The sequence below is a fragment of the Stenotrophomonas sp. SMYL20 genome (assembly GCF_036320045.1).
GTDB lineage: Bacteria > Pseudomonadota > Gammaproteobacteria > Xanthomonadales > Xanthomonadaceae > Stenotrophomonas > Stenotrophomonas maltophilia_A.
Window position 1 is genome coordinate 56,943 of record NZ_JAWIRT010000008.1, and the last position, 26,625, is coordinate 83,567.

Below are 26,625 nucleotides of genomic sequence, written 5' to 3' on the forward strand. Positions count from 1 at the left end.
GTAGCAGCGGGGCCGCGAGGCCCCGGCACTCGCGCCCGCGGCGGTGCTGGGGTTAGGATCGGGGAGAGAGAGGGAGGCTGCAGTTGCGGCCTGGGGAGAAGGGATGTCAGTTCCAGGAAAGATCCTGGCCAGCGTGCTGCTGGCCTCGGGAGTGGCCACTGCGTGGGCCGCGCCGGCCGTGCCGGCACCACAGGAGTTCTACTTCGACAACGACCTGGCGGCAACGCCGATGGTGGCGGTGCAGGGCGAGGGCGATGAGCTGGTGGCCCAGCTGGTCAAGCTGCGTGAGCGCGGCCGCCGCGCGGTGGAAGCGACGGTGCAGCTGGCATCGGTGGCCGGCGCGCAGGGCCGTGGCGAGCTGGCCGAGCAGCTGTATGGCGAGGCGATGAAAGAGGCGCCGGCACAGAGCAGCAGCGGCCGCAGCGTGCGCTGGAACTACGGTTGGGACCTGCTGCGCCAGGGCAAGCCGGAGGCGGCGCTGGAACAGTGGCTGGTATCGGCCAGCAACGCCCGTACGAAGCCCACCTGGGTGCCACCGACCTATGCGTTGGCATTGTGGCGGATGGGGCAGAAGCAGGAGGCGGTGCAGTGGTATGCGGCTGCGGTACGCACCGAGCCGACGCAGTGGAGTACCACGGCCAACTATGGGCAGCTGCTGCCGCAGTGGCGTGAGGATGAGCGCGCGTCGCTGGCCGAGGTGCAGCAGGCCTGGGCGGCCGCACCACCTGCCTGGCCCTGAGGGAAGGGGTTCGGCCGGGTTGCACCCGGCACCCGCAGAGGCAACAGCTGAAGCAACAGCAACAGCCGAAGCAACAGCAACAGCCGAAGCAACAGCGGGCTTCCTGCGGGATGGCGGGGCACTGTGGGTTTGCGGGGCCGCCGTAAACCCGTCCTGGGGGCTTGGTCGCCGCATCCATGCGGCTCACACCCCGCAAACCCACAGTGCCCCGCCTTCGACAGATTCCGGCAGCTGTTGGTAGGTGTCGACCTTGGTCGACACGATGTCCACGCCATGCGCGAATGAATCCACATCGGAATCGAGTATTCGATATCTGATCGAAATGCAGCCGAGTGTGGGCTCGGCTCTACAAAGAGCGGCCGGCCAAGCGCTTTTGCCTTTGCTTCTGCTCTTCTTTTTTCTTTTCCGTGGCGGACGCACTCGGAAATTGTCAGAGGCCGGGCGGGATGGGTTCGCGGGGGTGTCCGCGGCATGGATGCCGCGGCCAAGCCCCCATGGACGGGTTGACGGCGTCCCCCGCGAATCCATCCCGCCCGGCCAAGCGCGGCTTTTGATGTTCACAGTCAACCAGCCGCCACGAGGGGCTGCGCCGTTCGCTGGAAACCCCTCAGTCGTCCGCGGAAACCGTCCGCCCCGACGCCCACGCACGCAGTGCTTCTACCTGCTCTGCCATCAGCACCGACAGCGGTCGGGTGGCGCGGATCTCGGTCATCAGCAGCTCGGTGTCCAGCGGCCGGCCCTCGGCATGCGCCGCATACAGGCCAGCCACGATCGCCTGCTCGATCTCGGCGCCGGAAAAACCATTGGCGGCCGCCGCCAGCGCGGGCAGTGCGAAGTCGTCGGCGTTGAGCTGCCGCCGGCCCAGGTGCAGCCGCAGCAGTTCCACGCGCACGTCGGGCGAGGGCAGATCGACGAAGAAGATCTCGTCGAAGCGGCCCTTGCGCAGCAGCTCGGCGGGCAGCTCGTGCACCTGGTTGGCGGTGGCGACGATGAACACCGGCGCTTTGCGTTCGGCCATCCAGGTCAGCAGGTAACCGAGCACGCGGCGTGACACGCCGCCGTCCTCGCCTCCGCTGGCCAGGCCCTTCTCGATCTCGTCCATCCACAGTACGCAGGGCGCGAGTTGTTCGGCCGAGGCCAGTGCCTGGCGCAGGTTGGCTTCGGTCTCGCCGTGGTACTTGTTGTACAGCGCGCCCACGTCCAGGCGCAGCAGGGGCACGCCGAAGCCGGCGGCGGTGGCCTTGGCCAGCATCGACTTGCCACAGCCCTGTACGCCCAGCAGCAGCATGCCGCGCGGCGGGTCCAGCCCGGCCGGGGCGGAGCCGGCAATGAACGCCACCCGGCGTTGGTTGATCCAGCGCTTGAGCCGGTTGGCACCGGCCACATCGCCGAAGCGCGCGCTGTCATGTTCGAAGAACAGGTGGCCGCTGCGGTTGAGCAGCTCGAACTTCAGCCGCGCCAGCTGCGGCAGGTCGTCGTCGCGCAGTGCGCCGTCGGCGTAGATCAGCTGGCGCGCGATGCGCCGGGCATCGACCAGGCTCAGGCCCTGCAGGTTCTTCAGGATTTTCTTCACCGCCTCGCTGTCGACTTCCACCCGGCGGCCGCCATGCTCGCGCGCATAGGCGTCGGCCTCCTCGCGCAGCATCTTCAGCAGGGCATTGGCATCAGGCAGGCGCGGGTTGAAGCGCACCGCCAGTGCTTCCAGCTCGGCCGGCAGTTCCACCTTGGCGCCGATCAGCACCAGCACGTGCGGCTCGCTGTGGCGGCGCTGGATCAGGTCGCGCAGGGCGCGCTGGTGGCTGGCATAGCCCAGGTAGGGGTGGAAATCGAGCAGCAGGTAGACGCCGCGCTGGTCGGCCTGGCGGATCATCTGCAGGGCCGCGCTGGCGTCGGGCGGCCCGACCGGCGGGTCTTCGCTGTCCAGGTCGATCCGGCGCAGGCCCTCGGTGATCGACCAGCGGTGCAGCGCCCGCCATACGTGCATCAGCGTCTGCCGGAACAGCTCGACGATGCGACCCTCGTCCTGGGTCTCGATGACGATCAGTGGGGTATTGGCGCGGATCAACGCGCTCAGATCCTGCAGTTCGCTCATGCCGGTTCGATCCTTCGGGGGCGCCACGATAGCAAAGGCGATGGCCGCTGGTTCAGCACGACGCTACCTCCCGTCACCATCACCGGTGTACGCTCGGGGCACGTACCCGGAAGCGAGGCTGGCATGAAGACGATCCTGGTGGCCGGTTCCAAGGGCGGGGTGGGCAAGACCACCGTCGCCACCCACCTGGCCGCGTACGCGGCATTGCAGGGCAAGGCCACGGTGATTGCCGATGCCGACCCGCAGGGTTCCAGCACCCGCTGGGCACAACGCCGTGCCGGGCTGGAAAGCGCGGTGCTCCCCATCGACGTGTATCGGAAGAAGCAGTGGGCGCAGAAGCTGCCCGACGGCACCGACACCGTCATCATCGATGCGCCGGCCGGTGCCCTGGCTGACGATATTCCCCATTTCCTCGACGCTGCCGACGCGGTGGTGGTACCGGTGCTGCCCTCGGCGCTGGACATCGAAGCGATCGTCGGCTTCCTCAACAGCCTGGCCCAGAACCCGCGCGTGCACAGCCGCAAGCTGCCGGTGGGGCTGGTGCTCAACCGTACCAAACCATGGACCCAGACCTCGCAGCAGGCGCTGCAGATGCTGGGTGAATGGCCGTACCCGGTGGTCGCGCAGCTGCGCGACAGCCAGAGCTATGTGGTCATGACCGGCCTTGGCCGCAGCCTGTTCGACTACCGCTCGGCCCAGGTGCGCGAGCACCAGGCCGACTGGGAGCCGCTGTTGTCCTGGCTGAAGCTTTGATGCCTGCGTCACTCTTTCTGCTGCATCCTCTTCTTCATGGAAACCCGCGATGCGTGAACTGATCCTGCTGCGCCATGCCCATGCCGAACCGGCTACCCCCGGCCAGGCTGACCTCGACCGGCCGTTGTCGCCGGTGGGGCTCGCCGAAGCCGAAGCCGCCGGCAAGTGGCTGAAGGAGAACAACCTGCTGCCGGACTGCGTGCTGTGCTCACCGGCGCGGCGCACCCGGGAGACCCTGGAAGCCGTGCTCGGCACCATCGGCTATGTCGAGAAGCGCCTGGAAGACCGCATCTACGAGGCCACCCCCGGCACCCTGGCGGCGCTGGTGGACGACCGCCGTGACCTCGACCGGGTGCTGATCGTCGGCCACAACCCCGGCCTGGAGCGCCTGGTGGCGTTGATGACGGAAGGCACCAGCAGCGACTATCGCGGCATGCCGCCGGCCGGCATTGCCGTGCTCGGTTTCCCGCGCGAGGCCTCGATCGAGCCGGGCGTGGCCAGCCTGAACGCGTTCTGGTGGCCGTGATCCAATGAGCCTGGCGCGGCGCAGCCGCTTTCTGCTGCCCGTGCTGCTGGCTTCCGGCGCGGCCTGGGCTGCCGCGCCACCGCCAACGCCCTTGCCGCCGGTGGTCGCTGAAGCGCACCGGGTCCTGCACCTGGATACCCAGCGCTCGCAGATCGGGTTCGAGGTGCGCACCCGCTTCGGGCAGCGCATCGAAGGCCTGTTCCCGCACTTCGAGGGTCGCATCGAGATCCTCTCCGACGGCCGCCACCAGGTGCACCTGAAGATGTTCACGCGCTCGGTCGAGATCCCCGGCAAGGCGCGCTACACCGGCTGGATGCGCGGCGAGGAGTTCTTCGACGCAGGCCGCCACCCGGTGGTCGAGTTCGACTCGCTGCCGTACTGGCCGGAGACCGTGGAAGACGGGGGCGACATCAACGGGCGGCTGACCCTGCGCGGGATCAGCCACCCCGAGACACTGAAGGTCGAGAAAGCGGATTGCGCCCGACCCGGCTATGATTGCGACGTCGTCAGCCGCGGTACCGTGCAGCGAGGCCGGTATGGAATGGACAGCTGGCAGCTTGCCTTGAGTGACCGAGTGACCTTCGTATTGCGAGCGCGCCTGAGCGAGGCGCCGAAACCGTGAACCTCCTGCTGCGTGTACTGGCGCTGGCAACCGTGTTGCTGGGCAGCGGTTGTGCATCGCTGTCCAATGCCGAGCGCGACCGCGCCGAAGCGATCGCCGTGCAGGCGCGCTCGATCCAGGTCGACTGCCAGCGCGCCGACCGCTGCGCACAGGATTCGCCGCTGCGGGCGCTGGCCGGCCGGGCGTTCACCGAATCCACCCCGGAGCAGCCGCGCCACTACGCCACCCTGCTGGACGAGGGGGAGGGCGCCCTGGTGGCGCGCCTGAACCTGCTGCGCAGTGCCACCCGCAGCATCGACCTGCAGACCTACATCTTCGACAAGGACGACAGCGCGCGGCTGGTCATCGACGAACTGCTGGCCGCGTCGCGGCGCGGGGTGAAGGTGCGGGTGCTGATCGACCAGCTCTCGGCGATCTCCGACCTGCAGATCCTTGGCGCATTGTCCGGCGCCCACCAGAACTTCCAGCTGCGGGTCTACAACCCGACCTTCGGCAAGGCCCGGCTGAACTACTTCGATTACGCCGGCAGCGTGCTGTGCTGCTTCCGTCGCTTCAACCAGCGCATGCACAACAAGCTGCTGGTGATCGACGATGCGATCGGCGTGGTCGGCGGCCGCAACTACCAGGACGACTATTACGACTGGGATCGCGAGTACAACTTCCGCGATCGCGACGTCATGATCGCCGGCCCGGAAGCGCGGGCGATGGCGGCCAACTTCGATGCGTTCTGGCGCGCCAAGCGCAGCGTGCCGGCCGAGCGCCTGAATGACGTGGGCCGCACCCTGCTGCGCGAAGGCGTGCCGGTGCTGCCGCCCGCCACGTTCCGCCGCCCGGAGCGGGTGCAGCGGGTCAGCGCTGAAGCCAATGACATGGACTTCGTCACCCGTTCCTTCGTGGATACCGCGCTGCCGGTGGCCTCGGTGCGCTACGTCGCCGACCTGCCGCGCAAGCACCGCCGCGAGAAGGCCGATGCCCCGCTGGCCGGCCAGCATGTGACCGAGCCGCAGCTGGATGCACTGATCGCCGGTGCGCAGAAGGAAGTGATCCTGCAGACGCCGTACCTGGTGCTGTCCAAGCCGGCGCAGAAGCTGTTCCGCGAGCTGCGCAAGCGCCCGCAGCCGCCGCGCGTGGTGGTGTCCAGCAACAGCCTGGCGGCCACCGACAACCCGATCGTGTATGCGCTGTCGTACAAGTACAAGCGGCGCAACATGCGCGAACTGGGCTTCAACATCTTCGAGTACAAGCCGTTCCCGCTGGATGCACCGGTCGACTACCGCAATCTGCTGCCCGACCCGATCGCCGCGCCCGGAGGCGACGACGACGGTGGGCGCAATCCGCTGATCGGCGGCAGCGCCGCTGGCAGCAATGCCGGTGGTGGCAGCGACGGGGATCTGGCCGCGCCCCGCAAGCAGGTGGCGGTGCATCATCCGCGTACCGGCAGTGCCTACCAGAACGCGCGCGAACGTCGCCGCGCCGCCGGCAGCGAGGTGGAAACGCGCCTGCTGCGCACCGAGACGCGTCCGTCGTTCCTGGGCAGCAAGGCGGTCAACAAGCCGTTGCCGGTCACCCGCAAGGGCGCCCGCATGGGCCTGCACGCCAAGTCGCTGGTGGTCGATCGCCGCATCGGCGTGGTCGGCACCCACAACTTCGATCCGCGCAGCGAGAACTACAACACCGAAGGCGCGGTGATCATCGACGATCCGGTGTTTGCCGAGCAGCTGGCCGAGAGCATCCTGCGCGATACCCATCCGCAGAACTCGTGGACAGTGGCGCCGCGGGCCAAGCCGCCAGTGCTGTCGGGCCTGAACTACAGCGTCGGAAAAGCCTCCGAAGCGCTGCCGATCCTCGACTTCTGGCCGTGGCGCTACGCCACCGACTACGAGTTCAAGCCCGGTCCGGACTGCCCGCAGCCGCTGCCACGGCAGGACCCGGCGTTCCACAACTGCTACGTCGCCGTCGGCGACTTCCCCGAAGTCAACGTCGGCCCGAAGTGGCTGCTGGTGCGCATGCTGACTGCATTCGGCGCCGGCCTCGTTCCCATCCTCTGAAGGTGCCCGCATGACCCAGGTATTCCGCGAAGCCGTTTCCATCGAGCAGCTCAACGCGCTCAGCCGCAACACGGCGATCGAATCCCTCGGCATCGTCTTCAGCGCTGCGGGCGAAGACTGGCTGCAGGCCACCATGCCGGTGGACGAGCGCACCCGGCAGCCGTACGGCATCCTGCACGGCGGTGCCTCGGTGGTGCTGGCCGAGACCCTGGGCAGCAGCGCCGGCAACCTGTGCGTGGATACCGGCAAGCAGATCTGCGTGGGCCTGGAAATCAACGCCAACCACGTGCGCGCCGTGCGCTCGGGCACGGTCACCGGCACCGCCCGCGCGCTGCACGTGGGCCGCAGCACCCAGCTGTGGGAGATCCGCATCGAAGACGAGCAGGGCCGGCTGGTGTGCATCTCTCGGCTGACCCTGGCGGTGGTGGCCGCCGGCCACGGTTGAGCCCCCGGCGGGCGTGTTGACGGCGGCAGAACCCAGCGTTCCCCGCCGATTGCCCCGGTCAATGGCGGTTATGGCCTAAATCGGCTGGCAGCTGCTGCGGCGCTCCGGTATCGTGCGCGGATGACTTCCCCCACTCCGGCCCCCCGTGGCGGCGTGGCGCGTGTGTGCCGTTACCTGTACCGCGTACCGCTGCTGTTGGTCCACATCACCGTGTTCCTGCCGCTGATCCTGATCGGCATGCTCCCGCCGTGGGGCGAGCTGCGCGTGGGCGAGGATACCTTCGGGGCGAAGGTGGTGAACTGGTGGCAGGGCGGCCTGATGTGGATCTTCGGCTTCCGCCTGTCACGGGTGGGCCAGCCCTTGCCCGGTGCCGTGCTGTTCGTCGCCAACCACGTCAGCTGGGTCGACATCTCCATCCTGCACAGCCAGCGCATGATGGGCTTCGTCGCCAAGCGCGAAATCGCCAGCTGGCCGCTGGTCGGTTGGCTCGCCGCGCGCGGGCAGACCATCTTCCACCAGCGCGGCAACACCGAATCGCTCGGTGGCGTGATGCAGGTGATGGCCGATCGCCTGCGTGCCGGCAAGGCAGTAGGCGTGTTCCCGGAAGGGCGCACCCGCGGTGGCCATGAAGTGGGGCCGTTCCATGCCCGCATCTTCCAGGCCGCGGTCGAAACCGGTGTTCCGGTGCAGCCTGTGGCGCTGGTCTATGGGTTCAAGGGTGACGCACAGACCATCGTGGCATTCGGCCCGGGCGAGAGTTTCGCCGCCAATTTCCTGCGCCTGCTGGGTGAGCCGGCGCGGCATACCGAAGTGCATTTCCTGGAGCCGATCGGTACCCAGGACCTGGAAGGCCGTCGACGCATCGCGGAAACCTCGCGCGCGCGCATCGTGGCGGCCATGAGCACCGGCTGAGGGCACGGTGGCCCTGGTCCCGCCACCCGTCCTGGACGCCGGTACACCGACGTTGCATGCGACTGACTACCAGCCGCCGCGCTGGCTGCGCAATCCGCACCTGCAGTCGATGCTCAGCTCCAGCCGCATGCGCCTGCAGCGCGGCCTGCTGCTGCTGGCCGCCACCGGTGCGGTCAGCGAAGAGCTGATCCTCGACGGCGGTGATGGCGTGCGCCTGCAGGGCTGGCACAGCCATGTCGAAGGCCGCGAACCGAAGGGCATGGCCCTGCTGCTGCATGGCTGGGAGGGCAGTGCCGAATCCAGTTACATGCGCATGGCTGCCGCGCGCATGATCGAACAGGGTTTCGATGTGGTGCGGCTGAACTTCCGCGACCATGGCAACACCCACCATCTGAACCCCGGCATCTTCCACTCCAACCTGATCGATGAAGTGGTGCATGCCGCGGGTGACATCGCCCAGCGCTGGCCGCAGCTGCCGCTGGTGGCCGCCGGCTATTCGCTGGGTGGCAACTTCGTGCTGCGCCTGGCCCTGCGCGCGCCGGCTGCCGGCGTGCCGCTGCTGCGGGTGGCCTCGGTGTGCCCGGTGCTGGACCCGGGGCTGACGATGGAGAGCATCGAAAACGGCCCGGCGATGTACGACTGGTACTTCCGCCGCAAATGGGCCGGCTCGCTGCGCCGCAAGCGCGATCTGTTTCCCGAGCTGAGCGACTGCGACGATCGCGTGCTGAAGCTGGACATCCGTGCACTGACTGCCTGGCTGGTCGAACGGCACACCACCTTCGGCTCGCTGCAGGCCTATTTCGATGGCTATTCGATTGCCGGTGACCGCCTGTCCACCCTGCAGGTGCCGGCCGACATCCTGATGGCGCAGGACGACCCGGTGATCCCGTACGCGACCTTCAACGATTGGCAGCTGCCGCGCCAGGCGCACCTGGAAACCGCCTGCTGGGGAGGCCACTGCGGCTTCCTGGAAAACTGGCGGGGTGACGGCTTCTCCGAGCGCTGGGTGGCGCAGCGCCTGCAGCGGGTGCTGGCGGGCTGAACCGGCACCGGTGCGTGGACCGCTACAATGCGGGTTTGCACTTGAACCGGACCGCCATGCAAGACCAGATCATCCAAGCGTTGCGCCAGAACCAGGCCGACCAGGCCGTGCAGCTGGCCCAGGCGTGGACCCGTGATGAACCCGGCCAGGCCGAAGCCCACCGCTGGCTGGCGCTTGCGCTGCAGCAGCAGGGCAAGGCCGAGGATGCGATGGAGGCGCTGCAGCAGGCGTTGCAGCTGGCCCCCGATGATGCCCAGCTGCACCTGCAGCACGCTGGCCTGCTGCTCGCCCTGCGCCAGTACCAGGGCGCTGACGAAGCGCTGGCACGTACCACCGGGCTTGACCCGAATTCCTTCGCCGCCTATCTGATGCAGGCGCACCTGGCGATCGGCCGCAACGACTTCGATGAAGCCCAGCGCCTGTCCACGCTGGCCTCGCGCGTTGAGCCGGACCACCCGGAACTGCTGACCATCGACGGCATGATCGCGCTGCGCCGCGACGACCCGGATCGTGCGCTGACGCTGCTGTCGGCGGCCAACCAGGCGCAGCCCAACGACACCCGCGTGCTGTACGCACTGGGCTTCGCCTACCTGGGCAAGGACATGCTTGCCTTCGCCGAGCAGGCGTTCCGCCGCGTGCTGGAACTGAACCCGGCCATCAGCTCGCTGCATGGCCTGGTAGTGCAGTTGGCGCTGCGCCAGGGCAACCTGGAGGCGGCTGCCGAAGCGATGCAGATCGCGCTTCAGCAGGAAGGCATGGATACGCCGTCGATGCGTCGCCTGGCCGGTGAACTGTCGCTGCGCGGCGGCCAGCCGCTGCAGGCGCTGGACCATCTGCTGCCGTTGCTGGAATCGATCCCCGACGACCGCCAGGTGCTGCAGCTGCTGCTGATGTCCTGGCAGCGCCTGGGCCGCGAAGACGAGGCCCGCGCGCGCCTGGACGCGGCCCTGGAACAGCATCCGCAGCTGCACGACCTGTGGCTGGCACGCCTGGCCGTGGAAGAAGTCGGCAGCCCGACCGCCGCGGCGACCGTGGAGCGCTGGATGGACGCGATGCCGGGTCATCTGCCGGCACTGGAAGCACGCCTGCGCCTGCATGACATGGTGGGCGAACACGAACAGGCCGAAGCCATCGCCGAACGTATCGTCAGCCTCGAACCGGGCCGCGTCAGTGGCGAAACACGCCTGGTCGAAGGCCTGCTGCAGCGTGATCCGGTTGCCGCGATCGCGCGCGTGCAGGCGCTGATCGACAGGGCGCCGGACGGCCATCGCGCCGACCTGCGTACCTGGCTGGGTGAAATCCAGGACCGCGCTGGCCAGCCGGAACAGGCGCTGCAGACGTGGATGGCGCTGCAGGCCGACCAGGCACCGCAGCGCCTGCCGCTTCCGCCGCAGGCCAAGGCGCCGCCGAGCTGGCCGGAGAAGGGCGAGATCGACAGTGATGCCAGCTCCGCGCCGATCTTCCTGTGGGGGGCGCCGGGTTCGGGTGTGGAGCGGGTTGCGACCGGCCTGGCGGCCGCCAGCCCGGTGCTGCGCAGCGACCGCTACACCAGCAATCCGCCGGATGATGCATTCCAGAACTACCACACGCTGCAGGACCTCGCCTCCGGCGTGCTGACCCCGGAGCGGCTGGTGCAGCGCTGGCGCGAGCAGCTGCCGGCGCGTGGCCTGCAGGGCGATGCCGTCATCGACTGGCTGCTGTGGTGGGACAACGCCCTGCTGTGGGCGCTGCGCCCGCAGCTGCCGCAGGGACGACTGGTGCTCGTGCTGCGTGACCCGCGCGACATGCTGCTCGACTGGGTGGCCTACGGCGCTGCCGCTCCGCTGGCGATGACCTCGCTGGCTGAAGCCAGCGAATGGCTGGCGCGCGGGCTGGCGCAGGTTGCCACCCTGCATGAGGAAGAACTGTATCCGCACGTGCTGCTGCGCATCGACCAGATCGGCAATGATCCGCACGCGATGGCCGAGCTGCTGGGACGCCTGTTCGAGCGGCAGATGCCGCCGGCCGCACAGCTGGGCGCACCGCGCTTCCCGCCGGGCCACTGGCGCAACTACCGCGACGTGATGAGCGCCGCCTTTGCCAAGCTCACCCCGATTGCGGTGCGCCTGGGTTACCCGGAAGAGTAAGGAGAAGCCGATGCAACTGAGCAGCCACAGTCTGACCAACGGCGCGCCGATCGACCGCGAGTTCGCCGCCGGCGATGCCACCGGCTTTGCGCCGGACCGCAATCCGCACCTGGCCTGGAACGGCGCACCGGAAGGCACGCGTTCGTTCCTGCTGGTGTGCGTGGACCCGGATGTGCCGACCGTTGCGGAAACGGTCGGCCGCAGCGACATGACCGTGCCGCGCGACCAGCCGCGCTGCGACTTCGTGCACTGGGTGATGGCCGATATTCCGGCCTCGGTGCAGGAGATCGCCGCCGGTAGCTGCAGCGATGGCTTCGTGGTGAAGGGCAAGACTGCACCGGCTGGCCCGGCGGGCAGCCGCCAGGGCCTGAACGACTTCACCGGCTGGTTTGCGGGCAACCCGGACATGGCCGGCGATTACTTGGGCTATGACGGCCCGTATCCGCCGTTCAACGACGAACGCGTGCACCGCTATTTCTTCCGCGTGTTCGCGCTGGATGTGGCCTCGCTGGCGCTTCCGGCGCGCTTCACCGCCGCCGACGCATATCGCGCCATGCACGGCCACGTGCTGGCCGAAGCCGCACTGCATGGCACCTACACGTTGAACCCGGCGCTGGGCTGAGCGGCACGATGGGTGGTAGAGCCGGCCGCTGGCCGGCTTTGCTTCTGTAGTGTCGAGCCACCATGAAAAGGGGCAGCCGGCCAGCGGCCGGCTCTACCCACCACGAAGAAGGGCGACCTCGCGGCCGCCCTTCTGTCGTCTTACTTCTTCTCGATGGCCGACTCGACCACCATGTCCAGCACGTACGCCTGCGACGGCGCATCGGCCGGCGGGTTCTTCACTTCGTAGCGCTTCACGCGCACCACGTTGCGCACGCCGTCCTCGTGGGTGTAACCCTCGATGTTGCCGTAGAAGTTCTCGAACTTGCCCGGCTCACCCTGCTTCAGGCCCTTGTCGTCGAACTTCACTTCACGCACCTGCAGGCACTGGTAGTCCGGGATCAGCGGGTGCGAGCACTTCTCGGTCTTGGCGGCCACTTCCAGGAATACGGTTTCGCCGGCGCCGCCGTAACGGGTTTCAGCGGTCGGTTCCGGGTTGAACACCAGCACGTCGCCCTTCGCGTTGGTCAGGGTCAGCTTGCCATCGGCATCCTGCTCGGCCTTCAGCTCGCCCTGCAGGCGGCTCGACACGGCCTCGTCCAGCGCCATCAGCGCCTTGTCGGTGCAGGCCATCATGGTCGAGGCCATCGCACTGACCGTCAGCTTGCCGTCGGCCAGGGTGTAGCCGCCACCCATGTGGTTGCAGGCGTTGCTGACCGACAGGCGGCCATCAGCGAAGTCCAGGGTGACCGGCTTGTCTTCGCGGGCGAACAGCGCGTCGATGCGCTTGCCGTCGGCGGCGGTGGCCTGCTGCAGCAGCCAGTGCTGGCTCTGCAGGCGCTGCGCGTCCAGGTGCGCCAGCGTCTGCTGGTCTGCTGCCTTGGCCGCGGCCGGGGCCACGTCGTCGCCGCCGGTGCCGGCCGGGGCCGGGGTCTGGCTGCAGGCGGCCAGCAGGGCCAGCGGGAGGAGCAGGGTGAGCTTGCGGTTCATGGTGATTCTCCTTGGGGAACCGTGGGGGAAACGGGGTGGGGCCGGCAATGGGGTTACCGTGCCCCGGCGCTGTTCAGCTGCCGGACGGCAACCACAGCAGCAGCGCGGCGCCCAGCGCGATGCGGTAAAGCGCGAACGCGGTGAATTTGTGCGATTTGATGTAGCCCATCAGCCACTTCACTACGACGAAGCCGGTGACGGCCGCGGCAAGGAAGGCCACGCCCACCTCGGTCCAGTTCTCGCTGCCCAGCTGTCCGGCCTTGGCCATTTCCAGGAAGGTGTAGGCGCTGGCGGCGAACATGGTGGGAATGCCAACCAGGAACACGAATTCGGCGGCGGCCGCGCGGCGGCTCAGGCCCAGCAGCATGGCCAGGAAGATCGCCGAGGCCGAACGCGAGGTGCCGGGGAACACGCCGGCCACCACCTGCGCCAGGCCGACGCCGATCGCCACGGTCCAGGTCACCTGGTCGCGGTCGGGCAGGCGCGCGGTGTAGGCCTCCACCAGCAGCATCCAGATGCCACCGATGATCAGTGCCCAGGCCACTGGGCTGACCGTCTCGGGCAGCGACCAGCCGGCTTTGCGCACCACCAGGCCGACCACGGCGGTGACCAGGAAGGCCGCGCCCAGCTTGAATACGTACTCGCGGTTCTCGCGCTGCCCGAAGCCGGTGGCCAACTGCAGCAGGCGCTGGCGGAACACCAGTACCACCGCCACGATCGCGCCGGCCTGGATGACGATGTTGAAGAAGTCCGAACGGGCACCCAGCCAGTGCTGGGCGATGAGCAGGTGGCCGGTGCTGGAGATCGGCAGGAACTCGGTCAAGCCTTCGAGGATGCCCAGCAACAGGGCGGAGAGCAGGTCGGACATGGACGGTGGGGGCACGCGCGGCAGGAAGGAAGAAGGTCGAGAGGATAGACGATCACTGCCGCACCAAACGGGTGCGTCCGCTGTCGGCTGCACCCATTTGGTGCGCACGGTTCTGCACCGCTGCGGGGCGGCCTTTTTGAAATCAATGACTTGCAGCCTGCGAAAAGTTGGCACGGTCGTTGCTGTACCTCAGCAGGCATTCATCCCCATCCGAGGTCGTACCGATGTCCGTGGAAAACGTTGAGAAGCTGATCAAGGACAACCAGATCGAGTTCGTCGACCTGCGCTTTGTCGACATGCGTGGTGTCGAGCAGCACGTGACCTTCCCGGTCAGCATCGTTGAGCCGTCGCTGTTCGAAGAAGGCAAGATGTTCGATGGCAGCTCGATCGCCGGCTGGAAGGGCATCGCCGAATCGGACATGGTGCTGCTGCCGGATACCGCCAGCGCCTACGTCGACCCGTTCTACGCCGATCCGACCATCGTGATCAGCTGCGACATCCTCGATCCGGCCACCATGCAGCCGTATGGCCGTTGCCCGCGCGGCATCGCCAAGCGCGCCGAGGCCTACCTGAAGTCCTCCGGCATCGCCGAAACCGCGTTCTTCGGCCCGGAGCCGGAATTCTTCATCTTCGATTCGGTCCGCTTCGCCAATGAAATGGGCCACACCTTCTTCCAGGTCGACTCGGAAGAAGCGGCGTGGAACAGCGGCGCCAAGTACGACGGCGCCAACAGCGGCTACCGTCCGGGCGTGAAGGGCGGTTACTTCCCGGTGCCGCCGACCGACACCCTGCACGACCTGCGCGCCGAGATGTGCAAGACCCTGGAACAGGTCGGCATCGAAGTGGAAGTGCAGCACCACGAAGTGGCCACCGCCGGCCAGTGCGAGATCGGCACCAAGTTCAGCACCCTGGTGCAGAAGGCCGATGAACTGCTGCGCATGAAGTACGTGATCAAGAACGTCGCGCACCGCAACGGCAAGACCGTCACCTTCATGCCCAAGCCGATCGTCGGCGACAACGGCAGCGGCATGCACGTGCACCAGTCGCTGTCCAAGGGCGGCACCAACCTGTTCTCCGGTGACGGCTACGGCGGCCTGAGCCAGCTGGCGCTGTGGTACATCGGCGGCATCTTCAAGCACGCCAAGGCCATCAACGCCTTCGCCAACTCGGGCACCAACAGCTACAAGCGCCTGGTGCCGGGCTACGAAGCACCGGTGATGCTGGCCTACTCGGCCCGCAACCGTTCGGCTTCGTGCCGCATTCCGTGGGTGTCCAACCCGAAGGCACGCCGCATCGAAATGCGCTTCCCGGATCCGATCCAGTCCGGCTACCTCACCTTCACCGCGCTGATGATGGCCGGCCTGGACGGCATCAAGAACCAGATCGACCCGGGCGCACCGAGCGACAAGGACCTGTACGACCTGCCGCCGGAAGAAGAGAAGCTGATCCCGCAGGTCTGCTCCTCGCTTGACCAGGCCCTGGAAGCGCTGGACAAGGACCGCGAGTTCCTGAAGGCCGGCGGCGTGATGAGCGATGACTTCATCGACGGCTACATCGCGCTGAAGATGCAGGAAGTGACCAAGTTCCGCGCGGCCACCCACCCGCTGGAATACCAGCTGTACTACGCCAGCTGACCGGTGGCGATGGCGGTGGGCTTCCCCCTCCCACTCGCCGCCATCGCTTCCGTCTTCGCGGCCGGGGAGCCGCAGGGCGGGCCCCGGTCCGCCGTGGTAGAGCGGACCCCGACCCGCCGTGGCAGAGCGGGCCGCTGGCCCGCTGCAGTAGAGCGGACTGTTAGTCCGCTGAAACAGGGGCAAGAGAGACCGGATACGCGACCAGGGCCGCCCTCCCTCCCGCGTCGGTCGTGCAAGGAGAGAGGCACGGCCGTCCCGGCCCTGTACGTGTCCGGTGCAACAGCCACGGCCATCATCCTGATGGCCGCTGGTTGCCTGATGCCAACGCGCGCTGGCGCGCTGGCCCCATCCACCCTCGGGACATGCGCATGAAACTGATCTCCGCCATCATCCGGCCGTTCAAGCTCGACGAGGTCCGCGAGGCCCTCTCCGACGCAGGCGTGTCGGGCATCACCGTGACCGAAGTGAAAGGCTTCGGCCGCCAGAAGGGCCACACCGAGCTGTATCGCGGCGCCGAGTACGTCGTCGACTTCCTGCCCAAGATCAAGATCGAAACCGTGGTCACCGACGAGCGTGCCGACGCGGTGATCGAAGCGATCCAGTCGTCGGCAGGCACCGGCAAGATCGGTGACGGCAAGATCTTCGTCACCGCCGTCGAACAGGTCATCCGCATCCGCACCGGCGAAATCGGTGCCGACGCGCTGTAACCCCTTTCCGGAGACTCCCCCATGAAGATGCGCCTTCTCACCGGGTGGCAAGCCCGGTTCCACTTCGTGTGCCTGTTGATGCTGCTCAGCGCGCTGGCCGCCGGTGCGTGGCCGGGCAGTGCCCACGCTCAGGCCCAGATCTCGCCGCTGCCGAGCGAAAGCGTGGCGGTCGAACCGCTGCAGGATCCGGTCGCTGCGGCCGCCGCACCGGCCGCGGCTGAAGCCGCCGCGACCTACGACCATGGCGACGTGGCCTGGATGCTGACGTCCACCCTGCTGGTGTTGCTGATGGTGGTGCCGGGCCTGGCGTTGTTCTATGGCGGCCTGGTGCGTTCGAAGAACGTGCTGTCGGTGCTCAGCCAGATCCTGGTGGTGTTCTCGCTGGTGCTGCTGCTGTGGGTGGCCTATGGCTACAGCGCGGTGTTCAGCACGGGCAACCCGTTCTTCGGCTCGTTCACCGAATTCGCCTTCCTCAAGGGCTTCACTCCGGAGTCGGTCGGCAACACCCCGATCAAGGGCCTGCCGGATTACCTGTTCGTCGCCTTCCAGTCGACGTTTGCTGGCATCACCACCGCGCTGATCGTCGGCGCGTTCGCCGAGCGCATCAAGTTCCGTGCGGTGCTGCTGTTCTCGGCGCTGTGGTTCACCCTCAGCTACATCCCGATGGCGCACATCGTCTGGGGTGGCGGCTACCTGGGTGAGATGGGCGCGATCGATTTCGCCGGTGGCACCGTGGTCCACATCAACGCCGGTGTGGCCGGTCTGGTCGCCGCGTGGTTCGTCGGCAAGCGCCTGGGCTATGGCCAGACCGCGCTGAAGCCGCACAACGTGCCGTTTACCTATATCGGCGCGATGCTGCTGTGGGTCGGCTGGTTCGGCTTCAACGCGGGTTCCGCCGCTGCCGCCGATACCGTCGCCTCGCTGGCCTTCCTCAATACCGTGCTGGCCACGGCCGCTGCCGTACTCGGTTGGACGCTGGTGGAAGCGATCAGCAAGGGCAAGCCGTCGGCACTGGGCGCGGCCTCGGGCGCAGTGGCCGGCCTGGTCGGCATCACCCCGGCCTGCGGCACCGTCGGCCCGCTCGGCGCGATCATCATCGGTTTCGTCGCCGGCGTGGTCTGCGTGTGGGGTGTGACTGGTTTGAAGCGCCTGCTGAAGGTGGACGACACCGCCGACGTGTTCGGTGTGCATGGTGTCGGCGGCATCGTCGGCGCGATTCTCACCGGTGTGTTCAGCGCGCAGTCGCTGGGCGGCACCAAGGCCGATCTGGATATCGCCCATCAGGTCTGGGTGCAGGTGGTCAGCGTCGGCTTGACCGTGGTCTGGTCGGCGGTAGTGACCACGCTGATCCTGCTGGTGGTGCGCAGCGTGGTCGGCCTGCGCGTGACCGAGGAAGCAGAGCGCACCGGCCTGGATGTGACCTCGCACGGCGAGTCCGCGTACGAGGCCTGAAGTAGCGGCCGAGCTGCTGCATTGATGTTGTGGGTGCCGACCGTTGGTCGGCACTTCTACTGCTCTGGTAGGTGCCACGCTTGCTTGGCACTGGGTCTGGGTCTGCTCTGGTGGGTGCCGACCGTTGGTCGGCACAGCGGCTAGCCCATCCACGCATGGCGTGGATCTACTGCATCCTCTCTGGTGGGTGCCAAGCTTGCTCGGCACGGCGGCATGCATCATCGCGCCTGATCGCGCACAATCGGGCCATGCACCCGATCCGCACCGCCCTGATGCTCTCGGCCTGCCTGCTGCTGGCCGCCTGTGCCTCCGCGCCGCAGGAAACCCGCAACCCGCTCGCCACCTGGGTGTCGTCACCCAACCAGAATGCGCGCACGCCGGTCATCATCGTCATCCACCACACCGAACAGAAATCGGTGCAGCAGAGCCTGCGCACGCTGCGCACCGCCAACAGCGGTGGACCAGTCAGCGCGCACTACCTGATCGGTGCCGATGGCCATCGCTACCAGCTGGTCGCCGATGAGCGCCGCGCCTGGCACGCCGGCGCCGGGCGCTGGGGCACCATCACCGATCTCAACTCCGCCTCGATCGGCATCGAGCTCGACAACGATGGCCGCAGCCCGTTCAGTGCGGCGCAGATCGAATCGCTGATCGTGCTGCTGTGCGATCTCACCACCCGCCTGAACATCCCGCCGCGCCAGGTCATCGGCCATGCCGACCTGGCGCCGACGCGCAAGCAGGATCCGAGCCGGTTCTTCCCGTGGCAGCAGCTGGCGGAGGCTGGATTCGGCGTATGGCCACGCGCCGCCGACGGGGCTGCGCCGGAAGGCTTCGACGCGTGGAATGCGCTGGCCCGCTTCGGCTATCCGCTCGACAACCGGGACGCCACCGTCGCCGCCTTCCACCGCCGTTTCCGTGGCCGCGACGACCTGCCGAAGACACTGGATGCTGAAGACGCCCGCATCCTGCATTCCCTGCTGCTGCAGACGCCGTGAGCCATGCCTGGCGCGTTCCAGCGCAGGCATCTCCATGCGGCTCCCGCTCCCCGGTAGTGCCAGGCCGTGCGTGGCATCCTCTGGCGATCACCCCAGTCCCAACGCATCGCGTAGCGCCACGATGTGCGCGCGGCCAACAACCAGCTCGCTACCGTCGCTCAGCACCAGCCAGTAGCGGCTGCCGGAACCGGCATGCAACGTACGCACGTGCCGCAGGTTGACCAGGTGCGAGCGATGGCAGCGCACGAAATCCTGAGGCAGTACTGAGGCCAGTGCAGTCAGGGATTTGTCATGCAGTTCGCTGCGGCCATCGCGCATGCGCACCTGGCTGTAGTCGCCATCTGCCGCGATCCACATCACTTCCGAGAGCTCGACGGTTGCCGTTCCCTGCGCACGCCAGATGCCCAGGTAGCGTGCCCGGCCTGAACGCATACCGCCGGTATCGAACAAGCGTTCCAGCGCCTGACCAAGGCGTTCGCGCGAAAAGGGCTTGGGAACGAAGTCGAGCACGCCGTGTTCAAATGCCTGCAGCGCACGATCACGGTGGGCCGACACCACTACGCACTGGTAGCGGCCGGCTACCGCACGCCACAGCAGTTCGAAACCGTCCTCGCCCCCAAGGTTGAGGTCCAGCAGTAGGCCGTCGTAGACATTGCGCTGCAGGCGGTCGCCGGCTGCCTCCAGATCGGCCACGGCATCGAAGCGTGCGCGCGTTCCTGCCAGCTCGGCGCACAGCCGCTGCAGGCGTTGGCGTACCAGCGGTTCGTCTTCAACGATCAGGATGCGCATGTCAGTTCGATCCGTCCGCACCATTGGTTGCCGTCGATGCCTTGCACGAAGCTCCATCCGCCGGGGCTGGCGGCCGCCAGACTGGCTTCGATGTAGCGCGTGCCCGTGCCGCGACCGCGATGCGAGGATGAGCCGTGCGCGCTGTGCAGTTCCAGCACCCAACGTCCACCGCCGCGCTGCACGCGCAGACGGAACGGGTGCTGCGCGCATGCCAGCGCACCGGCATGCGTCAGCGCGTTTTCCACCTGTGCATGCAGGATGCCGGGCGGCAGCAACAGCGGCGCATCCTCGCCATCCACGTCCAGCACCAGGGGCTGGCCCAGTGCCTGGCCAACGATGTCCAGGTGGCTGCGGCACAGGGCCAGCTCGTCCTGCAACGGAATGCTCTGCCGGCTGCTGCTGTCACGCAGCCGATCGAACTGATCGGCCAACGACTCCACCAGGCGGCTGGCACGCGAAGGTGCCTGCTCGATCAGTTCCTGCAGACTTGTGAGGGTGTTCATGAGCCAATGTGGCTGGATGCCTCGCTGCAACAGCTGCAATGAAAGCCGTGCGCGCTCTTCACGCAGCAACGCATTGTGCCGGTCCAGTGCCTGCAGCTGTGCCGCATGACGCAGCAGCAGGAACACCATCAGCACCGCCAGCAGCAGGAAGTACGGCCCATCAAGGAAGGCGCCGCGCGCGACCAGCAACGCCAGCAGACCGGCTAGCAGCAATGCCAGGATCGGCCATCTATCCTCTGTGTCGCCGCGCGCACGCAGCAGCAGCGATGCCGAAGCGAGCAGGCTCAACAAGAGCACTGCCGCCGAGCGGGTGTCAAAGCCAGGCAGGACGATGGCGAGCACCGCGATCACGGACAGATAGACGAAGCACCCGGCACGCGGAACCGCCACCTGGAATCGCCGCGCCAGATAGGCTGGCAGGAGCATGGCCGCGGCTACGTGCAATGCCAGCAGTGCAATCAGGCGCGGGACATGCCACGGGTAGTCATACCCCAGCAGGGAGCGCCACGCTTCCACTGCAGGCAACGCCAGTCCCACCACGCCCAGTGCCAGCAGAAGGCGAGCGCCGGGCGTGCGGGTCTGGCCACGCAGTACCGCCAGGAAATACAGGCTGGCTGCCGCCAGTGCGCCGATGGCGAAGGCCGCAACCAGCCATGGCAGGATGATCTGGCCATACAGCACAGCTGCGGGCGCGATCAGTGCCATCGCGTCGGCGCCATGCAGGGTGAAATGTTGTCGCTGGCTGGATGCAAGCACGACCAGCTCATCGGTGGCATTGCCAGAAGCGGGGGGAAGCACGTGGACAAGGTCGATGCGTCCTGGTTGTTCTTCTTCAGCGGTGCGGCCCACGACGCCATTGCTGATCCAGGGCGTGCCGTTCCAGTACAGCTGGCTGGCAGCGCGCAGCGACAGCCGCAACGTGCGGTCATGATCGTCGGTGCCGGTTGGCGCCGGCACCTGCCAGCGCAGCCAGTACGGGCCGCGCCACTGCGCCAGCAGCTGCTGATCCAGCGGACGCCAGGCCAGGTCCTGCGGCGGCCGCGCAGGCAGGGGGCTGGATGCCCCGGCGTCCGCAGGTGCCATCTGCGCCCCCTGCACGAATACCACGCCGGCGGGTGGCGTCGACACGACCAGCCATGCGGCCACCGCCGCAAGCAGCAGAGCAAGAACAGCCAGGGTACGTGGGATCTGCATGGCGGCCATCGTATCGGTTGCGTGGAGCCATTGGACCGCCTTTTGGAGACGTTCGGCAGGCGGGTGTCCCCACAGCCCTGTGATCGAGCCGATGCTGACCGCGCACGTCCCTCCTTTGGAGCCCACCATGAGCCGCAACGCCAGCACATCGTCCAGCAGTCTCCATCCTCGTCGCTCTGCCCTGGTCGCCACGGTGGCTACGTTCTGCCTGGCGCTCGCTGCGGCCATGCCGGCGCAGGCCACGCCTAGGGCATTGGTGTTCGAGCCGTACACGCTGCAGACCAAAGCACATGGCGCCATCCCTGCAGAGATCGCCGTGCTGGAGGTGCCGCGCCGACACAGCGAGCCAGACGGACCGCGCATGGGGCTGAAGGTGGTACGCCTGCGTGCAACCGGTGGCAATGGCCGCAGCGCCCCCGTGGTTTATCTGGCCGGTGGCCCGGGTGGTTCCGGCATCGATACCGCGCGCGGCCCGCGCTGGCCGGTGTTCGACCAGGTCCGACGCGAAGCCGACGTGCTGCTGCTCGACCAGCGAGGTGCCGGTCTGTCTGAACCACCGCCGGAGTGTCCGCATGAAACCCGCTTCGACGATGGCCAACCACTGCAGCGCGATGCGGCCCTGGCCGCATTGCAGGCGACGGCTGCCAAGTGCGTGGAATTCTGGCGTCAGGCTGGCGTCGATCTGGGCGCCTATACGACCGCCGAGAGTGCCGATGACCTGGATGATCTGCGGCGCGCACTGGGTGTGCCCAGGATCAGCTTGTGGGGCATGAGCTATGGCACCCACCTGGCGCTTGCGACGGTGCGCCTGCACGGCAAAGATCTGGAACGCGTCGTGCTGATGGGCACCGAAGGCCCCGATGACACACTGAAACTGCCGCTCAGCAGCGATGCGCTGCTACAGGAACTGACGCCACTGGCCCGCAGGGACGGCTTCGACGATCTGGCCGGATCGGCAAAGCGCGTGCTGCAGGCATTGCGTGAGCAGCCGCGACAGGGTCGCAGCCGCATGCATGACGGTCGCCAGGTGACCATCGGTGAATTCGATGCGCAGATCCTGATTGCCAATACTCTTGGCCAGCGGCATACCCAGCAGTGGCTGCCGTTGATACTCCGCGAGGCCGAGCGCGGCAACTACGACCCGCTGGCCGATCTGGTGCTGATCGTGCGCGCACAGTTCGCCCAGTACCCGGCGATGGGGCTGGCCATGGACGTGGCTTCCGGGCAGAGCCCGCAGCGCCTGGCGAGGGTGGAGGCGCAGGCACGCGAAAGCCTGTTCGGCGACGCCCTGAACTTCCCGTTCCCCGCCATCGGCAACGGCCTGGGTCTGGCCGATCTGGGCGAATCCTTCCGCGGGCCGCTGCGCAGCGACGTGCCGGTGCTGTTCATCAGCGGCACGCTGGATGGGCGCACGCCACCGGCCAATGCCGATGCGCTGCGTCCAGGCTTCAGCCATGGCCGCTCGCTGCTGGTGCGCAACGCCAGCCATCACCACGAGCTGTGGACCGGCAATCCTGCCATTGCCCGCAGCATCGTCGACTTCCTGGCCGGTCGCATCGTGAACGATGCCGAGCTGGACGTACCGCCGCCGGTGTTCGCCACCAGCAACAGTGGCCTGCTGGGCAGTGGCGGACGCTGAAGGGAGAGCGTGGTGCCGGGCACCCGGCGCGTCCGGCACCGTGCTGTTTCCTCTACATTGGGGCAATGAAAGACATCATTGCCCCCCTGAACCGCACGAGCTTGGGCCTTGTTGCGCTGGCCGTGCTCGCAGGCTGCTCCACCACCGCTCCCCGCACCGGAACCGAAGTGCCGACGCCGGTCACGCCGCCCGCGGCCACCTATGCCAAGGCCGCATGGAGTGCACTGCCACCGGTCTCCGACAGCGACCTGCAGGCCGGTTTCGTCGCCTGGCGCAGCAGCTGCACCCGCCTGAAGAACGATGCGGTCTGGGCCAAACCCTGCGCCACCGCCGCGACGGTTTCGGACAAGGACCCGGCGGCGATCCGCCAGTTCCTACAGCGCGATTTGGATGTCTATGCATTGCGTGCCGGCGGCCACCAGGCCGACGGGCTGATTACCGGCTACTACGAGCCGATCTACCCCGGCAGCCTCACCCGCACGGCTGCTGCCACCGTACCGGTTTACGGCACGCCGAATGATCTGATCGTGGTGCAGCTGGACAGCGTCTACCCGGAATTGAAGGGCAAGCGCCTGCGCGGGCGCGTCGAGGGCAAGGTGCTCAAGCCCTATGACGACGCCGGCACCATCGCGGCCAAGGGCGCCAAGGCGCCGGTACTGGCCTGGCTGACCGACCCGATGGACCTGCAGCTGCTGCAGATCCAGGGGTCGGGCCGGGTGCGCCTGCCCGATGGCACGCAGGTGCGGCTGGCCTATGCGGAACAGAACGGCCACCCCTACCGCGCGATCGGTCGCTGGCTGGTCGACCAGGGCCAGCTGAAGAAAGAAGACGTCACCATGGACGCGATCCGCGCCTGGGCCCGGGCCAATCCCGCGCGCGTGCCGGAACTGCTGCGCAGCAACCCCAGCTACGTGTTCTTCGTGCGCAACCCGGACAGCCCGGAAGGCCCACGTGGTTCACTGAACGTGCCGCTCACCGCCGGCTACAGCGTCGCAGTGGATCGCAGCGTGGTGCCGCTGGGCAGCCTGCTGTGGCTGTCCACCACGCGCCCGGACGGCACCCCGGTGGTGCGCCCGGTGGCCGCGCAGGACACCGGCGGCGCCATTGCCGGTGAAGTGCGCGCCGACCTGTACTGGGGCAGCGGCGATGCCGCCGGCAAGCTGGCCGGCGACATGAAGCAGAAGGGCAACATCTGGATGCTGTGGCCGAAGGGCGTGGCGTTGCCTGCGTCGGCCCGGTGAAGCACTCACCTGCGCGCTGCGAGGTCGGGCGATAATGGCGCCATTCCGAACTTTCCGACCGCGCCTGCGGCCAGGACCTCTGCAATGACCTACGCAAAGCACAACGCAAAACCCGGCGCGAAATCCGCCGCGAAGAAGTACTACAAGCACTGGGCCGAATCGGGCCTGGGCAAGGGCAACGTGCTGATGGAAGCCCGTGGCGAGAAGATCGTGCGCCAGGTGGAGATCTACGGCACCAAGATGGTCTGGGCCGACGAGCATGCCCACAGCGATGACCGCTTCCTGCTGGCCGACCAGCCGGTGTCGTTCCTGGATTTCGACGAAGACGACGAAATCTCCGCGCGCGAATTCGAAAGTGCCTGGAAGAAGGCCCGGGAAGCTACCGGCTACCCGGTGTAAGCCACTGCTCCACCCCGTTTTTGTAGAGTCGAGCCATGCTCGACTGCTGTTTGCCAGGAGCAGTCGAGCATGGCTCGACTCCACATGGCAGACGTGCGTAATGTTATATGATTACATTTCATCTGCGCCGTTTTTGTGGTCGCGCCCGGCCCGGCGGTGTGGGGGGCGCGCGGCGCCCCCCCCCCCCCCCCCCACTCCACATGGCAGACGTGCGTAATGTTATATGATTACATTTCATCTGCGCCCGTCCACCCCCATGAAAACCTCCACGCTGGTGGCCGCCCTCGCGGCGGCTCCGTTCGCCCCTGAAGCACTCGCACAATCGGCCGACGCCGCACTCACCCTCGGCAGGGTGCAGGTACACCAGCACGGGGAGGGCCAGCTGAGCGCACACCAGGTGCTGACCTCGGTGGACGTGCTGGGCGCGGACCAGATCGAAGACCGAAACGTCTCGCACAGCTGGGAACTGCTCGGGCAGATGCCCGGCATCCAGCTCACCGAAACCCGGCAGGGTGCCGAATCGGGCAAGGTCAGCTTCCGCGCCTTCAACGGTGAGGGCTACCTCAATGCCATCAAGACGCTGATCGATGGCATCCCCAGCAACGTCAACAGCGGCAACCAGCGCTTCATCGACATGCTGTTCCCGCTGGAAATCAGCTACATCGAAGTAGTGCGCGGTACCAACGATCCGCGCTATGGCTTGCACAACATCGGCGGCAACGTGAACTTCGGCACGCGCCAGGGCGGCAGCTATACCGATGCGCGGCTGGCCTACGGCAGCTACAACACCCGTGATGCGCAGCTGGCGGTAGGCCGTGAAGCCAATGGCGTCGCACAGAACTATTTCGTCGGCACCCAGGCCAGCGATGGCTACCGCGACCACGACACCTCGAAGAAATATTCGCTGGGCGGCAAGTGGTTCTACGGCTCGCTGGACGAGGGCCTGCGCGTGGGCCTGACCGCGCGTGCATACCACCACGAAGCCGAAGAACCCGGCTTCATGACCGCCGACGAACTGCGCACGCATCGCCGCGGCAGCGACCTGCGCAACGGCAACGATGGCGATGACCGCGACATGCGCCAGATTGCCGCGCACCTGGATATGAAACTGTCCGAGAGGCTCACCTTCGGCACGCGGCTCTATTACAACCGCTACGAAGACGACCGCCGCGTGACCTTCAGCGACCTGCCCACCGGCAACCTGCCGCGCCAGCGCCGCGTGTGGGATGAGCGGCAGACCGGCCTGCTCAGCACGCTCACCTGGCAGGCCAGCCCCGCGCTTACCGTCGAGGGCGGCTTGAACTACGAGCAGCAGGACAACAGCTACCTCCGCGATCGCTACGCCTACGCCGAACCCACCGACTTCAGCCGTGCCCCGGCACGGGTGCAGAACAACGACCGCCACAGCTTCGACAATTGGGGCGCCTACGTGCAGGCCATCTACCAGCCCGTCGAGGCGTGGAAGATCGTGCCGGCCTACCGTGTGGACCGCTTCAGTGGCCGTACCCACCTGATGAACGGCCTCAGCGCTCGGCTGCAGGATTACGGCAGCATCGGCCAGCCCAAACTGAGCGTCATCCACAGCCTGGGCGAGAACACCCACGTCTACGCAAACTGGGGCCGCACTTTCCAGGTGCTCACTGGATCCACCGCGCCGGCTTACCTCGCCCCGGGCCAGGCGCCGATGCATCCGTCCACCAACACCGGCATGGAGCTGGGCCTGAAGTTCCAGCCGTTCGCGGGCAGCCAGGCACGTCTGGCGGTATGGCAGCAGGATGCGGAAAACGAGGTGTCCAACATGCCGGCCACCGGTACCACGGTCACCTTGGGCAAGACCCGCCGACGCGGCGTGGATGCGCAGTTGAGCCTGCAGCTGGGCGACGACTGGACGGTATGGGCGTCGCACGCCTACCAGGAAGCGAAGATCACCCGCGACGACCGCGACGCCAGCATTTCCCTGCAGGGCCGCGAAGTGGCCGCCACCCCGCGATACATCAGCAACCTGGGGGCGGATTACCGCGCCAGCGACGCGCTTCGCCTCGGCCTGCAGGCACGCGCGCAGGACGACTACTACCTTGAGGAGCGCAATGTGGCCGGAAAGTTCGGTGGCTTTGCCGTGCTCGACCTCAGCGCGGCCTACCAGATCAACCCACGCTGGAGCGTGGACCTGCAGCTGAAGAACGTTACCGGACGCCAGTACGCCTACGCCTGGTACGACAGCTTCTTCTGGGACAGCGCTCGCCCGATGTTTTCGCCGGCCCCTGGCCGTAGCGTGTTCGTCGGCCTCAATATGAAACTGTGACCCGCTC

At 67.3% G+C, this 26,625-nt stretch carries 23 protein-coding genes; 18 read left to right on the forward strand and 5 right to left on the reverse strand.

Annotated elements, in window-relative coordinates:
• The first annotated feature begins 103 nt into the window (after positions 1 to 103).
• Complete coding sequence (locus V3B48_RS07905; RefSeq protein WP_032128715.1) at positions 104 to 739, forward strand: hypothetical protein; 636 nt, start codon at positions 104 to 106, stop codon at positions 737 to 739.
• A gap of 607 nt (positions 740 to 1,346) precedes the next feature.
• Here the strand turns inward: V3B48_RS07905 and V3B48_RS07910 are convergent.
• Positions 1,347 to 2,831: an AAA family ATPase gene (locus V3B48_RS07910; protein ID WP_049398189.1), complete on the reverse strand. Its 1,485-nt coding sequence runs from the start codon at positions 2,829 to 2,831 to the stop codon at positions 1,347 to 1,349.
• 123 nt (positions 2,832 to 2,954) lie between these two features.
• Here V3B48_RS07910 and V3B48_RS07915 point away from each other — a divergent pair, with 123 nt between their 5' ends.
• The 9 genes from V3B48_RS07915 (at position 2,955) to V3B48_RS07955 (ending at position 11,927) form a co-directional block, all read left to right on the forward strand.
• Positions 2,955 to 3,584, forward strand: coding sequence for a ParA family protein (locus V3B48_RS07915; protein WP_010487235.1), 630 nt, complete (start codon positions 2,955 to 2,957; stop codon positions 3,582 to 3,584).
• Between the two features lie 49 nt (positions 3,585 to 3,633).
• Positions 3,634 to 4,110 (forward strand): histidine phosphatase family protein, encoded by a 477-nt coding sequence (locus V3B48_RS07920; protein ID WP_005407539.1) that lies wholly within the window; start codon positions 3,634 to 3,636, stop codon positions 4,108 to 4,110.
• Positions 4,111 to 4,114: 4 nt separating this feature from the next.
• The gene (locus tag V3B48_RS07925) at positions 4,115 to 4,732 is read left to right on the forward strand and encodes a YceI family protein (protein WP_032128717.1); all 618 of its coding nucleotides are present in this window, start codon (positions 4,115 to 4,117) and stop codon (positions 4,730 to 4,732) included.
• Entirely contained in the window at positions 4,729 to 6,780 is a 2,052-nt protein-coding gene (locus V3B48_RS07930) for a phospholipase D family protein (protein ID WP_121505008.1), read from the forward strand. Before V3B48_RS07925 ends, V3B48_RS07930 begins: the two co-directional genes overlap by 4 nt.
• Positions 6,781 to 6,790: 10 nt before the next feature.
• Positions 6,791 to 7,225: a hotdog fold thioesterase gene (locus V3B48_RS07935; protein WP_032128719.1), complete on the forward strand. Its 435-nt coding sequence runs from the start codon at positions 6,791 to 6,793 to the stop codon at positions 7,223 to 7,225.
• Positions 7,226 to 7,345: 120 nt separating this feature from the next.
• Positions 7,346 to 8,137 (forward strand): lysophospholipid acyltransferase family protein, encoded by a 792-nt coding sequence (locus V3B48_RS07940; RefSeq protein WP_032128720.1) that lies wholly within the window; start codon positions 7,346 to 7,348, stop codon positions 8,135 to 8,137.
• A gap of 52 nt (positions 8,138 to 8,189) precedes the next feature.
• Positions 8,190 to 9,179 carry an alpha/beta fold hydrolase gene (locus V3B48_RS07945; RefSeq protein ID WP_329893491.1) on the forward strand — a complete coding sequence of 330 codons (990 nt, stop codon included), beginning with the start codon at positions 8,190 to 8,192 and terminating at the stop codon, positions 9,177 to 9,179.
• A 56-nt stretch (positions 9,180 to 9,235) separates the two neighbouring features.
• Positions 9,236 to 11,305: a tetratricopeptide repeat protein gene (locus tag V3B48_RS07950; protein ID WP_049398186.1), complete on the forward strand. Its 2,070-nt coding sequence runs from the start codon at positions 9,236 to 9,238 to the stop codon at positions 11,303 to 11,305.
• A 10-nt stretch (positions 11,306 to 11,315) separates the two neighbouring features.
• On the forward strand, positions 11,316 to 11,927 hold the full coding sequence (locus V3B48_RS07955) for a YbhB/YbcL family Raf kinase inhibitor-like protein (protein ID WP_329893492.1): 612 nt from the start codon (positions 11,316 to 11,318) through the stop codon (positions 11,925 to 11,927).
• Positions 11,928 to 12,067: 140 nt separating this feature from the next.
• On the opposite strand, the gene V3B48_RS07960 is transcribed toward V3B48_RS07955, so the two are convergent.
• On the reverse strand, positions 12,068 to 12,895 hold the full coding sequence (locus V3B48_RS07960; protein WP_012509681.1) for an META and DUF4377 domain-containing protein: 828 nt from the start codon (positions 12,893 to 12,895) through the stop codon (positions 12,068 to 12,070).
• A 73-nt stretch (positions 12,896 to 12,968) separates the two neighbouring features.
• Complete coding sequence (locus V3B48_RS07965) at positions 12,969 to 13,763, reverse strand: undecaprenyl-diphosphate phosphatase (RefSeq protein WP_012509682.1); 795 nt, start codon at positions 13,761 to 13,763, stop codon at positions 12,969 to 12,971.
• Positions 13,764 to 13,987: 224 nt separating this feature from the next.
• Between V3B48_RS07965 and glnA the strand changes: the two genes are divergently transcribed.
• From glnA to V3B48_RS07985, 4 genes are all read left to right on the forward strand, one after another.
• A complete protein-coding gene (gene glnA / locus V3B48_RS07970) occupies positions 13,988 to 15,397 on the forward strand; it encodes a type I glutamate--ammonia ligase (protein ID WP_004153533.1) in 1,410 nt (469 codons plus the stop codon).
• A gap of 368 nt (positions 15,398 to 15,765) precedes the next feature.
• Positions 15,766 to 16,104, forward strand: coding sequence for a P-II family nitrogen regulator (locus V3B48_RS07975; protein ID WP_004134334.1), 339 nt, complete (start codon positions 15,766 to 15,768; stop codon positions 16,102 to 16,104).
• Positions 16,105 to 16,125: 21 nt separating this feature from the next.
• Entirely contained in the window at positions 16,126 to 17,556 is a 1,431-nt protein-coding gene (gene amt / locus V3B48_RS07980; RefSeq protein WP_164080642.1) for an ammonium transporter, read from the forward strand.
• 248 nt (positions 17,557 to 17,804) lie between these two features.
• Positions 17,805 to 18,551 carry an N-acetylmuramoyl-L-alanine amidase gene (locus V3B48_RS07985; protein ID WP_329893493.1) on the forward strand — a complete coding sequence of 249 codons (747 nt, stop codon included), beginning with the start codon at positions 17,805 to 17,807 and terminating at the stop codon, positions 18,549 to 18,551.
• An 87-nt stretch (positions 18,552 to 18,638) separates the two neighbouring features.
• Here the strand turns inward: V3B48_RS07985 and V3B48_RS07990 are convergent, their stop codons facing one another.
• Together V3B48_RS07990 and V3B48_RS07995 are read right to left on the reverse strand one after the other, a co-directional pair.
• The gene (locus V3B48_RS07990; protein ID WP_329893494.1) at positions 18,639 to 19,340 is read right to left on the reverse strand and encodes a LytTR family DNA-binding domain-containing protein; all 702 of its coding nucleotides are present in this window, start codon (positions 19,338 to 19,340) and stop codon (positions 18,639 to 18,641) included.
• A complete protein-coding gene (locus V3B48_RS07995) occupies positions 19,328 to 21,037 on the reverse strand; it encodes a sensor histidine kinase (protein WP_182267012.1) in 1,710 nt (569 codons plus the stop codon). The genes V3B48_RS07990 and V3B48_RS07995 overlap by 13 nt, the downstream gene beginning before the upstream one ends.
• 127 nt (positions 21,038 to 21,164) lie before the next feature.
• Here V3B48_RS07995 and V3B48_RS08000 point away from each other — a divergent pair, with 127 nt between their 5' ends.
• The 4 genes from V3B48_RS08000 to V3B48_RS08015 all read left to right on the forward strand — a co-directional run bounded on the left by V3B48_RS08000 (position 21,165) and on the right by V3B48_RS08015 (position 26,618).
• Positions 21,165 to 22,676: an alpha/beta fold hydrolase gene (locus tag V3B48_RS08000; protein WP_279913423.1), complete on the forward strand. Its 1,512-nt coding sequence runs from the start codon at positions 21,165 to 21,167 to the stop codon at positions 22,674 to 22,676.
• Between the two features lie 65 nt (positions 22,677 to 22,741).
• Entirely contained in the window at positions 22,742 to 23,917 is a 1,176-nt protein-coding gene (locus tag V3B48_RS08005; RefSeq protein ID WP_032130154.1) for an MltA domain-containing protein, read from the forward strand.
• A gap of 84 nt (positions 23,918 to 24,001) precedes the next feature.
• Entirely contained in the window at positions 24,002 to 24,316 is a 315-nt protein-coding gene (locus V3B48_RS08010; protein WP_032130155.1) for a hypothetical protein, read from the forward strand.
• A 256-nt stretch (positions 24,317 to 24,572) separates the two neighbouring features.
• Complete coding sequence (locus tag V3B48_RS08015; protein WP_279913421.1) at positions 24,573 to 26,618, forward strand: TonB-dependent receptor; 2,046 nt, start codon at positions 24,573 to 24,575, stop codon at positions 26,616 to 26,618.
• Positions 26,619 to 26,625 lie beyond the last annotated feature (7 nt).